Below are 15,433 nucleotides of genomic sequence, written 5' to 3'. Positions count from 1 at the left end.
GTTTTATTGTAACTTCATGAAATACAATGGTTAATTGTTTTTGGCATAATAATAGCTTGCAGATAACTTATCGTTTAAAAGAAATAAAATTTATTAAGCCGAGCTCAGGTTATTTATAAAAATGAGGAGAATGAATTGAAGAAATTAGTATTTATTATTATTGCCTTAATCTCAATGTTACCGAGTACTAGTAATGCAACATTAATCACTCCAAGTGCCATAACTTCAACAGGTGGCTTTAACAATGATGTAGCATTAATTAATGATGGTATTATTCGACTGAATCAAGCGTATGGAGTGCTAATACAAACGTTTGGTGGGATAGTGCATTCGCGCCAACATTTACGTTGGATTTTGGCGAGTTATATAATATAAATGATGTTTTAGTCTCTGTAGATAATAATGATGATTATGAAGTGACATGGTCCCTTGACTCAGTATCTTGGTCGAATTTATTCACCATTAACCGTAGCGATGGTGAAATTACCTGGGGCATGGATACATTTTCAACTGATACCCTGCATAATGAATATATAGCAGCCATTGATTTCTCTACTGTACAGGCAAGATACTTACGTATAAAAGTAACAGGAGGTGACTTTGGTTTGTCAATTGGTGAGTTTCAAGCCTTTGGTAGTAAGCTCACTACTAGCGTACCTGAACCGTCTTCACTAGCGATATTTGCTCTAGGCTTTATTGGGTTAATCATAAGAAGTGTTAAAAAACGATCTTAATAGAAGTTTACGTAGGCATTCTATAAAACACCAATTGTAATGATTGGTGTTTTTTTATTTTTAGTGGAAAGGAAAAAACGTTAGCATGTAACCTGAACTATGTTTAAGATGTTTTTACTTTAAATTCATTAAATTCATTATATTCATCATGTTAATCCCAAAAAACACAATATATCCTATTCTTTATTCGCTTAGAAATTGTCCTTATGCCATGCGGGCACGGTTAGCGATATTTAAATCGAAACAGCAAGTTGAATTACGCGATGTTGTGTTAAGTAATAAACCGCAAGCGATGCTCATTGCCTCACCAAAAGGCACTGTACCTATTTTAGTGTTTGAGAGCGAGAAGGGGAGTGAAACGTTAAAGGTTATTGATGAAAGTTTAGATATCATGCTTTGGGCATTGCAGACAAATGATCCCGATAACCTTTTAGGTCAAAGCTCAATGCCTAACGGTGAGTCGTTGCAAAATATGTTAAGTAGTATTGCTACCTTTGATACTGAATTTAAAACCGATTTAGAAAAATATAAATGTGCTAAACGTTATCATGAAGATAATTTGCTTGAGTATAGACAAGCCTGTGAAGCTCATATTCAAACTATTGAAAAACGCTTGCAACAACATACTTATATTATGTCTAATGAAGAAAGTTTGGTGGATATCGCCTTACTCCCCTTTATTCGACAATTTGCTCGTGTTGAACGCCAATGGTATTTACAAGCACCTTACCCAAATCTTCGACAATGGTTAAATAACTATTTACAAAGCCCTATGTTTTCAAAAGTAATGACTAAGTACCCTTTGTGGTTAGAAGCTAATGACAGGATCATTCTGGGATGATGGTACGTTATGGAATGAATATCATTGGTATAAATTATAGTAAATAGTAAATAGTAAATAGTGATGATATTTTTATTTAAAATACTGAGCCATTAGGTTAAGTTAATGGCAGCTACTTAACTTAACATCAATTAGGAACTTTTATGAAATTAGCCTCTTTAGCACTGCACCACGGATACGACTCAGAAGCCACTACAAAGGCAGCTACAACGCCTATTTATCAAACAACTTCTTATACTTTTGATAATACTCAACATGGTGCGGATTTATTTGATTTAAAAGTTCCTGGTAATATTTATACGCGGATAATGAACCCAACCACGGATGTGTTAGAACAACGAGTTTCTGAAATGGAAGGGGGATTCTTTGGTTTAGCTGTTGCTTCTGGTATGTCAGCTATTACGTACGCAATTCAGGCTATTACAGCTGCCGGCGACAATATTGTTAGTACAAGTCAACTTTATGGTGGTACCTATAATTTATTTGCCCACACATTGCCAAGACAAGGCGTAACAGTAAAATTTGCTTCAGGTGATGATTTAGCATCATTTGATCAGTTAATTGACGAAAATACCAAGGCTGTATTTTGTGAATCTATTGGTAACCCGACGGGTAATATTATTGATTTAGCAGGATTAGCAAAAATCGCGCATAAACATGGCGTACCTTTAATTGTTGATAATACTGTGGCGAGTCCTGCTTTATGTCGTCCTTTTGAACACGGTGCAGATATTGTTGTTCACTCACTAACTAAGTACATTGGCGGCCATGGTACAACTATTGGCGGCATCATTGTTGATTCAGGAAAATTTGACTGGGTAGCAAACAAAAATAGATTTCCTATGTTAAATGAACCTGATCCGTCATATCACGATGTTGTGTATACCGAAGCACTAGGGGCAGCCGCCTACATTGGTCGCTGTCGTGTTGTACCACTTCGAAATACTGGTGCCGCATTATCGCCACACAGTTCATTTTTGATCATGCAAGGGTTAGAAACCTTATGTTTACGCATGGAGCGTCATTGCGAAAACGCATTAAAAGTTGCTAAATACCTTAAAGCCCATGAAAAAGTCAGTCAAGTTAATTATGCAGCGTTGCCTGACAGCCCTTATAATGCACTTTGTCAAAAAATGACCAATGGTCAAGCTTCTGGTATTTTAAGTTTTGGTATTAAAGGTGGTAGTGAAGCGGGTGGACGGTTTATTGATGCCCTAGAAATGATACTACGCTTAGTAAACATAGGTGATGCTAAATCGCTTGCTTGTCATCCGGCGTCAACAACACACAGACAATTAAACCCAGAGGAACTGAAATCGGCGGGTGTTTCTGAAGACTTAGTTAGAATTTCAGTAGGCATTGAACATATAGACGATATTATTGCTGATATTGAACAAGCATTAGAGAAAGCATAACAGCGTTTATTAACATTAAAATTGCTTGTATGGTGAATGTGATAGCGCTTATAGGTGGATAGCCGTTATACTATGGGCAATTTCAGCGCTATTACACTCTCATACTTTATAACTCATGTTATATAAAATTAGGCAATTTAATGATAAATAATGACCTTCTTCGTCGTATCAGTACGATTTTAAACTTTAATAACGACAATATACTGAACGTGTTTGCGTTAGGGCAATGCGAAATTACTGCAGAGCAGTTAACTGACTTTTTTAAAGAAAAAGATGATGCAGAATATCAAGTATTAGCTGATGTTCAGTTAGCCAGTTTTTTAAACGGTTTGATTATAGAAAAAAGAGGGCAAAATGACGGCCCTCAACGTCAAGCAGAACAACAGCTAAGCAATAATGCTATTTTCAATAAATTAAAAATAGCCTTTGCGTTAAAAGCCGATGATGTAACCGCTATTCTTGAGTTGGGCGGTTTAAGCCTAGGAAAATATGAACTCAGTGCTTTTTTTAGAAATGTGAATCATAAACACTATCGTGATTGTAGTGATGACGTGCTTTCTACTTTTTTAAAAGGTTTAAAATTACAATCTCAACAATAGTCTGTAATTTTTGTATGCGACTGGACTGTATATGCGGCCGGATATTGACGGTCGCTTTTTATTAAGCACTTATTTATCTGAGATTTACATGTCATTTTCAACCCTTGGGTTACCTCAATCCATTCTAAACGCCGTAACAGATTTAGGTTACGAGAAACCGACAGAAATTCAAAAAAAAGCAATTCCTGTGGTGTTATCAGGTAAAGATTTAATTGCTGCAGCTCAAACCGGTACAGGTAAAACGGCGAGCTTTGTTTTACCACTTTTAGCGCAACTAAGCACAGAAGAAAAAAACGCTGAAACACATGTAGGTAGAAAACTGCGAGGTAAGCGTATACGCGCGCTTATTCTAGTACCTACGCGTGAGTTAGCTGTTCAGGTTGAGGCTAGTATTACTCAATACGGTAATCATTTATCTCTTTCCTCAATGGCAATGTATGGTGGTGTAGATGCTGCACAACAAAAACAACGTTTAATATGGGGAATTGATATACTTGTTGCCACTCCTGGTAGGCTTTTAGACATGGCTCATCAGCGTGCCTTACATTTTGATGAACTTGAGATATTAGTACTAGATGAAGCTGACAGAATGCTTGATATGGGGTTTATTGATGATATTAATAAAATTATTGAGCGTTTGCCGCAGGTTCGTCAAAATTTATTATTCTCGGCTACTATTTCAGATGATGTACGTGCATTAGCAAAAAGAACAATTAACAACCCAGTAGAAATATCACTTGCACAACATCTTGATTCAGCACCTAAAATAGAACAATGGCTAGTGACAGTAGACAAGGGCAATAAGTCGGCATTGTTGAGCCATTTAATCAAAACGTTACACTGGCAACGCGCATTGATTTTTATCGAAACCAAACATGGCGCGGCCAAACTGGTGAGTCAGCTTGAAAAACGTAACATAAAAGCAGAAGCTATTCATAGTGGCAGAACACAAGTAAATCGTGAACAAATATTGAATGATTTCAAATCAGGAAAGATCAATTTCTTAGTCGCTACTGGCATTGCTGCGCGAGGACTTGATATTGGTGCGCTTGAGCGTGTCGTCAATTATGATTTGCCCGATCAGGTTGATGATTATATACATAGAATTGGTAGAACAGGGCGTGCAGGCGCTTCGGGAGAAGCTGTGTCTTTTGTTTCTAAAGACAATTTTAGAAATTTATGTGCCATTGAAAGTCGCTTAGGGCACGTTATTTTGCGAAAAGAGTTTGATGGTTTCGATGTTAAAAAAGTGGTACCTATTTCAATTTTGAATTATGTGCCTAAAAATAAAAGATCCGAAAATAAATCTACCGAAAAAACACGACGTTAATGAAAAACTCAACTATTAGCTATAATAACTAAGTCAATATTAGGCTAACGAGTAGGTTGCGAGAGGAACACGATGAAAAAACAATTTCAAAGCAAGCCTTTACGCATTCTGTTCGTTGTCATCATAATTATCGGTATTATTGTCGGCATTATTTTACGTTTTCCTACTCAACCAAGTACGCCAAACTTTTCAGATTTTGAAGCAGGCAAAGAAAGGAAAATGGCTTTTTTTAGTTATTTTTCTCCCCTGATTGATGAAAATAATCAATCAATAGCAAATACACGAAAACAGCTTCTATCTTGGCATGAAAATAAAGAGAATATTGGTTGGTGGGATGAACGTAAACTTGCGGATTTAGTTATCACATACCGAGTAAAAAACTTTGCTATTGATGATCAAAAATCGTGGCAAAAATTACTTAAAAAGGTTGATGTGCTTCCTCCTTCATTGGTTTTAGCGCAAGCGGCTAACGAAAGTGCTTGGGGAACCTCAAGGTTTGCGAAAGTCGCTAATAATTACTTTGGCCAATGGTGTTATAAAACGGGGTGTGGCTTTGTACCTAAGCAACGAAGCGCAGGCGAAGTACATGAAGTGGCTGCTTTTGAGACACCAATTGCCTCGCTTGAAAGCTACATGAATAATTTAAATAGCCACCCTGCTTATCAACATTTACGTGACATTCGCGCACAACGTAGGAAAAACAATCAGCCTATTACCGGTACGGTTTTAGCCTCAGGGCTAATTAAATACTCCCAACGGGGAGAAGAATACATAGAAGAAATACGAGCGATGATCAAATTTAATGCATTGAATAAATACGATCAAAATATTAATAACAATTAGTCAGTTTGGTATTTGTATTGCTATAAGCTTAACGTTATATTTTGTGGTAAACTTCGCCACCAAATTTGATTTTCTTTGATTTTTGAATCAAATGGCACAGATAAAAAACGCTTTTAAACACACTTTATAAAAAAGAATTAACGCTATGATTATGTCACTTATACGCAATGGCCAATAGGCCGTCTTATCTTATTACTTAACTTTATATTTTCGCCAAGCTCACCGAAAAGAACCGTTGAAGCACAAAGAGAAATAGATGCAAAAACGCAAAATTTAAGTTTGTACCGGCTACCTAGTTGTCCTTTTTGTGTCAAAGTTCGTCGTGCAATGAAACGTGAAGGATTAAATATAGAATTACGTAATATTAACCAAAATAATGGTTACCGAGAAGAATTGATCAGGGAAGGGGGCAAGCGTACAGTGCCTTGTTTACGTATTGAAAATCCAGATGGCCAAGTGCAATGGCTTTATGAGTCAAAAGATGTTGTTGCTCATTTGCAGCAATTGGTAAAAGTCGCATAAAAATGCATTGAAATTATTTCTTTTCTCTATTCGTGTCTAATAGTTCATATACATAAATTAAATTAAATTGAATTATTAGGCGCAGTTATGTTAATTAAAAATCCAAAAGAATATCATCTAAAAGACGCTAGCGTTACCGAAGAAAAAATTTATTACCAACGCCGCCATTTATTAAAACAAATGGGTTTTTTAGGGGCGGGTACTTTATTAAGTTCTGCTATATCACAAAATGCTAGCGCGAGTTTTTTAGTAACGATGAAAAGCCGACCTTTAAAACTACTCCTCTAACTTATGCTCAAGACAAACAAAACCAAACATTAACTAAAACACCTGAGCAAAAAGTAATTTCGCATAATAATTTTTATGAGTTTGGCGCGAAAAAAAATGAGCCAATAGAATTGTCTCAAGCTTTTAAGGTTGAACCATGGAAATTAACGATATCAGGCGAATGTGATCGCCCAATCACATTAGATTACGATGACTTAACTAAAATGTTTCCGTTGGAAGAGCGTATATATCGCCTACGTTGCGTGGAAGCTTGGTCAATGGTTATCCCTTGGATTGGTTTTTCATTAGCAGACTTATTAAAAAAAGTTGCGCCTAATTCAAAAGCAAAATATGTAGCTTTTGAAACCTTGTATGACCCAGAGCAAATGCCAGGTCAAGGTAATAGACGTTTAGGAGGCGGTATTCATTATCCTTACGTTGAAGGTTTAAGAATTGATGAGGCGATGAATCCATTAACTCTAATGAGCGTAGGGCTATATGGAAAAACCTTACCGCCACAAAACGGTGCGCCTATTCGATTAGTTGTGCCATGGAAATATGGCTTCAAAAGCATAAAATCTATTGTTGGCATTAAATTAGTAGAACACCAACCTCCTACAACGTGGAATCAGTTAGCCGCAAAGGAATATGGCTTTTACGCCAACGTTAACCCTGAGCATGATCATCCAAGGTGGAGTCAAGCCGGCGAAAGACAAATTACAACTGGCGGATTATTTACAAGAAATCGAATCGCTACGCTACCTTTTAATGGCTATGGCGAAGAAGTAGCCGGGTTATACAAAGGGATGGATTTGTCTAAATATTACTAATGATTTTTTAGCATGCCTGAAAATTTATTTGAATTTATATGATTAAAAATAATACTAAAATTATCTTGCTAAAAGTGCTAATTCATTTAGGCGCATTATTGCCTTTAGTGAATTTATACTTTTTAGCATTTAATGATCAATTAGGCGCAGATCCAGTTGAAACAGTGGTTCACTTTACTGGTATTGGTGCGCTTAATTTGTTGTTAATTACTTTATGCGTATCGCCCTTGGCTAACATTGCTAAGCAGGGATATTTATTGCAAACAAGGCGTGTATTAGGGCTTTATGCATACACTTATGCGGTATTTCATTTACTCAATTTTTTAGCTTTTGAAGTACAATTTGATGGTACGTTGTTTCTTAGTGAAGTCATTAAACGTCCTTATATTACTATTGGTATGTTTGGCTTTTTACTGTTAACTGCCTTGGCTATTACCTCAATTAATAAACTTAAGCGGAAAATGGGGAAATCTTGGCAACGCCTCCATAATACAAGTTATGTGATTATTTTACTTGTCACCGTTCATTTTTATTGGTCAGTAAAATCTGAATTAATATCACCAGGTTTTTATTTCTTAATGGCTATTGCACTGTTGCTATATCGATATAAAAAAATAAAGGGTTTAATTATAAAAAGATTTGGCTGATTTTTGCTCTATCAACAACAAAGGAGCATATCAAGCAAAGTCGCGACTTTATTTTGATGTTTGATCGAATAATGAGGAAATATTGTTTCTAATCATGTTAGAAAGTACTTAGCTACTCTATACTAGGAAGGTGTTTAGAGTAACTAGGTAAACGAATGAGCGAATTAGTATGGGATGAAGGGATGAGTGTCGGCATTGATGCCATTGACGAGGATCATAAACAGATTATCGCAATACTAGCCAAACTATCTTCTAAACGCTGCCATGACATATCAAACAAGGTTATCGAAGATATTTTTCGTGAGCTTGAAATTTATGTGGAATTGCATTTTAATCGAGAAGAACGATTATTAGAAAAAGCCAATTATAAAGATCTTATTAAGCATAAAGCTAGTCATCAAAAATTTATTGATGAGTTACCCAAACTTAAAGAGCAGTGGCTGTCAGAAGACAATAACATGTGCTGCGAAAAAATCACATCATTCTTAAATCACTGGCTTGTGAACCATATACTCAAGGAGGATTTTGATTATATTGGAGCGTTACAAAATAGCACTGATCTTGATGTTCAACAATTAAATAAGGCCGGAAATAGCATAGCAAATGGTTTATTAAATAGAATAGAAAACAACTCTTTACTTGCCCGATTTTCTCGAATTATTTCAAAAAAAATCAAATTAAATATACGGGTGTTTTTTATCGCATTTATTCCTATTTTTGGTGTATTGTTACTGAGTATACTCGTGATAAAAGATAATTATCAGGAATATAAAAATAAAACATTATTACTTAGTTTAAATAATATTATTATGCAGGTAGATAATGTGAGCCATTCGCTACAATCTGAACGAGGGCTTTCTTCAGGCGTCGTCAGTACTAATAATCAAAGTTTAGTAAATGCTTTATTAAAACAACGCCTGGTTACGGACCAAGCGATGAAACAGTTGTTTAGCTTATTAGAAAATGAAATAGATCCCTCAGTTCAAGAAAACATCCATTCTTATTTTGAATTGGTTCGTCTTAATATCGAAAAGTTAAATGATTACCGACACAACTTAGACTCTCAATCTGAACGTTTTCCTGAGGTTTACAACTCGTATACGCTATTGATTCAACACCTTTTATCCATATCTGAAAATTTAACGGATGTTGATATGACTTCATCGTTAGCCAATAATATTTCAGCTATTAATTCCATGTTGCTATTCAAGGAGTACATGGGACAAATAAGAGCTATTGGAATGAATATGGTACAAGGTAATAATGATGACATATACAGTAATTTAGATGTTAGTTTATTGGTAGGGCAGCAACTTCATGCGTTACGTGTTTTTAAGTCTTCGGCAAATAATCAGCAAATAAAAGCCTGTGCAGATTTTTGTCATGAAACAAAATATATCGCCATGCTTAAGCAACTATTTTTTCATACGATGAATGATCACGCTATGGATGAAAAAAGTCAGTATTGGTTTGATTCTATGTCAAAAAAAATAGATGACTTAAAAGTAATTACAGGTACGTTAACGTTAAATTTAAATAATACAGTGACCGCTGAAAGTCAAAGCTTACGGCTAAAATATTTCGCTATCTTTGTTGCCTTATCTGTTTTTCTATTGGTCATGATACTCTTTTCATCAATTTTGAATTTTAGCATTATTAATCCAATACGACGTATTACTTACGCCCTGAATAATATGTCTAAAGGTAATTTAACGGTCCATTTAGAGCCACCAACAATTGACGATGAAATAGGTTCTATAAAAACCGCCTGTGAAGAGTTGCGTCGAAAATTATTACAAGTTGGCATATTTAAATCGGTGGTAGATAGCCAGAAAAAAGAACTGGCTCATACAAAATCTCAACAAGAACATTTTAAAATGCTAGCCTATACTGATGCGCTAACAGGGGCTGTCAATCGTCATCAGTTTAACAGCGTATTGGACGAAGAAATATTACGAGCTAATAGAGAGCATCAGGATTTGTCCATTTTAATGCTTGATATTGATAATTTTAAAAAGATAAATGACACTTTTGGTCATGGCATTGGCGATGAGGTATTAGTGATGTTTTATAATACCTGCAAAAAATTTGCGAGAAATGATGATGTTGTAGCAAGAATTGGCGGCGAAGAGTTTGTTATCGTTTTACCAAAAACTAATTCGCAAAGTGCTTATCAATTTGCTGATCGTTTAAGAGAGCAAATTCAAGATATTGATATTTTTGTTGATGATAATACCCTAAAATTCACCGTTAGTATCGGAGTAAGCCAATGGAATGATGATGTGTTTTCTAACGCAGTAGATTTTGTTGCTGATGCAGACAAGTTACTTTATAAAGCCAAAAATAAAGGGAAAAACAGGGTTATAAGCGCGTAACATAAAAAGGAGGATGTTAATGACCCCATTTTTTATACCACTGGTCGTAATTTTTACCTAAAGTTAATCCTCCTATAGACTAGGGTCTTGTTGTTATGTGATAAACATAATATTCTTTTCAGATCTACGTTAAATCTATTTAATATATTCATTTTTAAGTAACCAGAATTCGGTTTACGTAACAAAATGAAATAAAAAGAACCGTTTATTATGATTCCAAGGAGCTGTCATGAATAAAATCCCCCTTAAGCTAAGTTTTATATTGGCTGTAACGTCATTAACATTAACCGCTTGTTTATCTGATGAAAAGCAAGATCCGAAGGTTATAATAAATAAAAATCCATTTCCAAGTACTTACAAGGTATTGCCGCAACAAAATACTTTATTTACTCATGCTACGGTATTAACAGGGACAGGAGATCGTATTGATAATGCGGATGTATTGTTAATAAATGGTAAAATAGAACGCGTAGGGGTTGGTCTAAAAGTAAGTGATTCAGAAGCAAATGTTAATATTATCGATGCCCAAGGGAAATGGATAACGCCGGGGATTATTGATGTGCATTCACATCTTGGAGTTTATCCGAGTCCGAATGTTGAATCACATGCTGACGGTAATGAAATGACGTCTCCCAATACTTCGGAAGTTTGGGCTGAACATAGTATTTGGCCACAAGATCCAGGTTTCCAAGCCGCCAGGGCCGGTGGTATAACAACATTACAGATTTTACCCGGCTCAGCTAATTTATTTGGAGGCCGTGGTGTTACGCTAAAAAATGTGCCGAGCCACACAATGCAAGCCATGAAATTTATAGATGCACCTTACGGTTTGAAAATGGCCTGTGGTGAAAACCCTAAACGTGTATACGGTGGTAAAAAACAAGCGCCTTCAACCCGTATGGGCAATGTCGCAGGTTATAGAGCTGCATGGGCTGAAGCGACTGAATATAAACGCGCCTGGAACAAATATGATAATGATTATGCTGTTGAAAGAACCCACAAGCACCCGTAAGAGATTTAGAGCTAGATACGTTGATGGGGGTGCTTGATGGTGAAATATTAATTCATAATCATTGTTACAAAGCTGAAGAAATGGCGGTGATGATTGACATAGGCAAAGAATTTAACTATCACTCAGGCACATTTCATCACGCAATTGAAGCTTATAAAATTGCGGATGAGCTTGCAGTAAATGGTAACTGTGTTGCAATGTGGCCAGATTGGTGGGGCTTTAAAATGGAAGCTTACGATATGATAGAAGAAAATGTGGCCATAGTGGATGCTGTCAAAAACTCGTGCGCTATCGTTCATTCTGACTCGAGTACTACTATTCAACGTTTAAACCAAGAAGCGGGTAAGGTGCTATATCGAGCTAATGATAATGGTTTTGAACTAAAAGAAGAAGATGCCATTAAATGGATTACCGCTAATGCTGCTAAATCATTGGGTATAGATGATAAAACCGGAAGTTTGCAAGTTGGTAAAAATGCGGATGTAGTGTTATGGAATAGCAATCCATTTAGTGTGTACGCGCAAGCCGAACAAGTTTTTGTTGATGGTGCGAAAGTTTATGATCGTTTTGATGATAAATATCAGGCGAAAAGTGACTTTCTTTTAGGCCAAGAGTAGGAGAACACAAATGAAATATATGCAATTTAACAAAGTAAACACTACTCTACATTCGTTTTTGAAAGCATCGACTGTAATATTAAGTTTTTTGGTTTGTACTGTACAAGCTAAAAGCACAGCAATTACTAATGCCACTGTTTACACCCTTGCCAGTCAAGGCATTTTAGAGCAGGCAACGGTTATTATTGATAAGGGCAAAATTACGCAAGTTTATGCGAGTGAAAATACACCTGAAAATTTTGATACTGATGAAACTATTGATGCAAAAGGAAGAATACTCACCCCTGGGTTTATCGGTAGTATGAATGCTTTAGGCTTAGTTGAAGTGGGTGCTGTTGCCCGAAGTCGTGATAGTAAAGATAAAAAAGCCGATATTACCTTTGATGCGAGCTTGGCGTTTAATCCTAAATCAACTTTGATTGCTTATACTCGCAAAGGGGGCATTACGAGTAACATAGTTGCCCCTCTTGGTGGTGAAGACTTGTTTGCGGGTCAAACCTTTGCTGTTGATCTCTCTGGTGAGTTTAATAGTGTTATTGCAAAGCAAAATGCAGTGTTAGTTTACTTAGGAGCCGAAACTGAGGGCTCTAGAGCACAAAAACTGCAAGCATTAGATTTAAAATTTGAAGATGCTAAAAAAGCGTTAACTTTGAAAAAGACAAAAAAGACTAAAGATGAAAAAGAAGCTAAAGAGCCTAAACGTGATGAGCAAACTATGAAGGCCTTGTTAGCGGGGGAAAAACCATTATTAGCCTATGCAAATAGAGCTACGGATTTACTGGCTTTAATTGCTTTGAAGAAAAAGTATGGAATTGATTTAGTGTTAGTTGGCGCTAGTGATGCAGTGCTTATTGCTGACGAAATAGCCAAGGCAAAAGTGCCTGTTATTTTAAGCGCTATTGATAACTTACCTGACAGTTTTGATTCATTGCACGCATCATTAAGTAATATTGCCACATTAGCAAAAGCAGGAGTTAAGGTTATTTTAGCACCCAAAGGTGATAGCCATAACCTTAATCAATTACGTTTCGACGCAGGGATAGCCGTCAGCAATGGGTTATCTAGAAATGATGCCATGTCAGCTCTTACCTCAAATGTTGCGGATGTATTTAAACTTAACGCCGGTCGTATTGCCATAGGTAAAAATGCCGATTTAGTGTTATGGAGTGCAGATCCTTTTGAAATAAGTACTAAAGTTGAGAAAATGTGGATCAATGGCAACTCTGTTTCTACACGATCTAGACAAGATGCTTTACGCGATCGCTATTTGAAAGTCTCGGATATGCCAAAAGCTTATTCAAAATAGTAATTAACACTAATTAATAATAAAAACAGTAGTTTGGAGTTATTCAGACTACTGCATTAACACTAAAGTTGGTGTTTTCCATATTTCTTTACCGCAAAAACTGCACAGTAGCTTGGTTAGTTTCTTTTGCTATTAAAGTGTTTATCTTTGTTTATTTCCAAAAATAGAAAAAAACACAGGATAACGCTGTCATTTAAAGATAAGATAAACCGCAATATATTCGATTGTATTTCATATGTACCGTGAATTTAATCTAAAAAAGTAATTTGATTACTATGTAATTAGCACGCGGTTTAATATATTTTTAATCATCTGAAATACATAACTGTATTATTTCTACTTATGCTCTAACTTTAGAATTCTTCTACTTTTATTAGTCAAGAAGTACAGAAAAGTTCGTATTAATAGCTAGCCTATTGCAAGTGAATTTATTAATGAAGTCAGGAAAAATAGTTGCTAGAGACATATTGACTAAACCAAACGAAGGTTACGTAGGCAAGATATTGAATAACAAGAATAATTTTGAGGTTTGGTATGTTCACAAACAGTGTTAAATGTTGCGAATATTTTTTAGGCATAGACGGTGGCGGAAGCAAATGTAAAGCCATTGTGATGAATGAAAACAATGACATTTTAGGTGTTGGTATTTCTGGACCCGGTAACCCTATACATGGCTTTGAGCAGGCAATATATTCCATCACAGAGTCAGCCAAACTTGCCTTAAAAGATGCAAAACTTGAAGCTATTCAATTAAGTGATTTGAATGCAGGTATTGGACTTGCCGGTATTAATTTACCTGTATTACTTCAACAGATGCAGGCATGGCAACATCCATTTAAACAAGTGTTTTTAGCGCATGATATATTTATTGCTTGTTTAGGTGCACATCATTGTAATAACGGCGCAGTAATTATTTTAGGCACAGGATCTTGCGGTTTTTCTTGTATTGATGATGAAGAATTTGTGATTGGTGGTCACGGATTTCCCCAAGGGGACAAAGGTAGTGGGGCTTGGTTTGGTTTACAAGCAACTAAAGATGTTTTGTTATCCCTTGATGGCTTAGTACAACCATCATTATTGAGTCGGCTAATTTTAACCCAGTTAGATTGTACTGATGCAACCTCATTGGCTGAAAAAGTTGCCTGTAAAGACGCAACTTTTTATGCTCAACTTGCTAATTTTGTTTTTGATGCTGCTGAACAGGGGGATCAGCGTGCTCAGTGTATTGTTAATGAAGGCGCTGAGTACATTAATAATATGACTCGTATTTTACTTACTAAAAAACCAAAACGAATATCTATGTTAGGCGGTTTATCGCCACGTTTAAAGCCAAAATTAGATAAGGAAATACAATCACTTTTATCAGAGCCATTAAGCGAACCGGCTGTTGGAGCCGTTTTGTTTGCGCGCCAAGCATTAATAAAACAGTAAGTATTTAGCTAGAAAAAGATACATTCCTCAAATCTATATTGAATTAATGATCAAGGTAGCAATGTTAGTTAACGATAATAATAAGTCTACTTGGATAAGTGGTGAAAAATTTGAATATAAGCCTATTTTAATGCTATACGTAAGTTTTGTTATAAAAAAATAATGTTTTTGGCGTAAAATAATGGTTTTTGCGTCAAGTAGTTAAGCTGATTTTGTATATATTATATCCTTGAAGACAACTAAAATAAAATACGTTAACGTGTACTCTAGGCCCTGTTAGTGTATATTTATACATTCATAATGATAATTATAGTTGTAGATAATATGACATTGGTAAAACGCAAAGTAACAATTATTTACTATCAGGATGATGGTTTGGAGCTACACCATAAAGTGAAAAGTTTTGATCAAAACGCTGATGGCCGAGTTATTATTCCTCAAGCGTTTAAAGATGGAAAATCCATTATTGCAGTTTGTGATGGCGAAGTACAAATTCTTAATAAAGTGGGTGATCGAATTTTATCTGTAAACTACGTAATGTCTCAGAAAATTTAATGGCGGCAGAACAAAAATAGTTAATTAACCTCAACTCGGGTTAAGAAGTTTTTAACTCATTGAAAATTAGTATTTAATTTTCCTCTTATCACTATAATGAGATAGTTTT

13 protein-coding genes and 2 pseudogenes are annotated in these 15,433 nt (G+C 35.6%); all 15 read left to right on the top strand.

What is annotated here, in order from left to right; all coding sequences use genetic code 11:
- The first annotated feature begins 135 nt into the window (after positions 1-135).
- The 15 genes and pseudogenes from L3081_RS16620 (at position 136) to L3081_RS16550 (ending at position 15,324) form a co-directional block, all read left to right on the top strand.
- Positions 136-375 carry a hypothetical protein gene (locus L3081_RS16620; RefSeq protein ID WP_242287185.1) on the top strand — a complete coding sequence of 80 codons (240 nt, stop codon included), beginning with the start codon at positions 136-138 and terminating at the stop codon, positions 373-375.
- The gene (locus L3081_RS16615) at positions 348-734 is read left to right on the top strand and encodes a PEP-CTERM sorting domain-containing protein (RefSeq protein WP_242287184.1); all 387 of its coding nucleotides are present in this window, start codon (positions 348-350) and stop codon (positions 732-734) included. Before L3081_RS16620 ends, L3081_RS16615 begins: the two co-directional genes overlap by 28 nt.
- A 148-nt stretch (positions 735-882) precedes the next feature.
- Positions 883-1,575 carry a glutathione S-transferase gene (locus L3081_RS16610; RefSeq protein ID WP_242287183.1) on the top strand — a complete coding sequence of 231 codons (693 nt, stop codon included), beginning with the start codon at positions 883-885 and terminating at the stop codon, positions 1,573-1,575.
- 143 nt (positions 1,576-1,718) lie between these two features.
- Positions 1,719-2,990 carry an O-acetylhomoserine aminocarboxypropyltransferase/cysteine synthase family protein gene (locus L3081_RS16605; RefSeq protein ID WP_242287182.1) on the top strand — a complete coding sequence of 424 codons (1,272 nt, stop codon included), beginning with the start codon at positions 1,719-1,721 and terminating at the stop codon, positions 2,988-2,990.
- Positions 2,991-3,130: 140 nt separating this feature from the next.
- Positions 3,131-3,589, top strand: coding sequence for a YehS family protein (locus tag L3081_RS16600; RefSeq protein WP_242287181.1), 459 nt, complete (start codon positions 3,131-3,133; stop codon positions 3,587-3,589).
- Between the two features lie 88 nt (positions 3,590-3,677).
- The gene (locus tag L3081_RS16595) at positions 3,678-4,919 is read left to right on the top strand and encodes a DEAD/DEAH box helicase (protein ID WP_242287180.1); all 1,242 of its coding nucleotides are present in this window, start codon (positions 3,678-3,680) and stop codon (positions 4,917-4,919) included.
- Between the two features lie 72 nt (positions 4,920-4,991).
- Positions 4,992-5,762: a glucosaminidase domain-containing protein gene (locus L3081_RS16590; RefSeq protein ID WP_242287179.1), complete on the top strand. Its 771-nt coding sequence runs from the start codon at positions 4,992-4,994 to the stop codon at positions 5,760-5,762.
- A 174-nt stretch (positions 5,763-5,936) separates the two neighbouring features.
- A complete protein-coding gene (locus L3081_RS16585) occupies positions 5,937-6,284 on the top strand; it encodes a glutaredoxin family protein (protein ID WP_242287571.1) in 348 nt (115 codons plus the stop codon).
- A gap of 87 nt (positions 6,285-6,371) precedes the next feature.
- Positions 6,372-7,381 (top strand): annotated as a pseudogene (gene msrP, locus L3081_RS16580) (protein-methionine-sulfoxide reductase catalytic subunit MsrP).
- Positions 7,382-7,419: 38 nt separating this feature from the next.
- Positions 7,420-8,028: a protein-methionine-sulfoxide reductase heme-binding subunit MsrQ gene (msrQ, locus tag L3081_RS16575; protein WP_242287178.1), complete on the top strand. Its 609-nt coding sequence runs from the start codon at positions 7,420-7,422 to the stop codon at positions 8,026-8,028.
- Positions 8,029-8,183: 155 nt separating this feature from the next.
- Positions 8,184-10,403: a bacteriohemerythrin gene (locus L3081_RS16570; protein WP_242287177.1), complete on the top strand. Its 2,220-nt coding sequence runs from the start codon at positions 8,184-8,186 to the stop codon at positions 10,401-10,403.
- A 229-nt stretch (positions 10,404-10,632) separates the two neighbouring features.
- Positions 10,633-12,032: pseudogene (locus tag L3081_RS16565) on the top strand (amidohydrolase).
- A gap of 10 nt (positions 12,033-12,042) precedes the next feature.
- Positions 12,043-13,338 (top strand): amidohydrolase family protein, encoded by a 1,296-nt coding sequence (locus L3081_RS16560; RefSeq protein ID WP_338027376.1) that lies wholly within the window; start codon positions 12,043-12,045, stop codon positions 13,336-13,338.
- Between the two features lie 534 nt (positions 13,339-13,872).
- Positions 13,873-14,769 carry an N-acetylglucosamine kinase gene (gene nagK, locus L3081_RS16555; protein WP_242287176.1) on the top strand — a complete coding sequence of 299 codons (897 nt, stop codon included), beginning with the start codon at positions 13,873-13,875 and terminating at the stop codon, positions 14,767-14,769.
- Positions 14,770-15,069: 300 nt separating this feature from the next.
- Complete coding sequence (locus tag L3081_RS16550) at positions 15,070-15,324, top strand: TIGR02922 family protein (RefSeq protein ID WP_242287175.1); 255 nt, start codon at positions 15,070-15,072, stop codon at positions 15,322-15,324.
- The last annotated feature ends 109 nt before the right edge of the window (positions 15,325-15,433 follow it).

The sequence above is a fragment of the Colwellia maritima genome (assembly GCF_022669015.1).
In the GTDB taxonomy this organism is placed as follows: Bacteria; Pseudomonadota; Gammaproteobacteria; order Enterobacterales; family Alteromonadaceae; genus Colwellia; species Colwellia maritima.
This window is presented reverse-complemented; position numbering and strand designations above follow the sequence as displayed.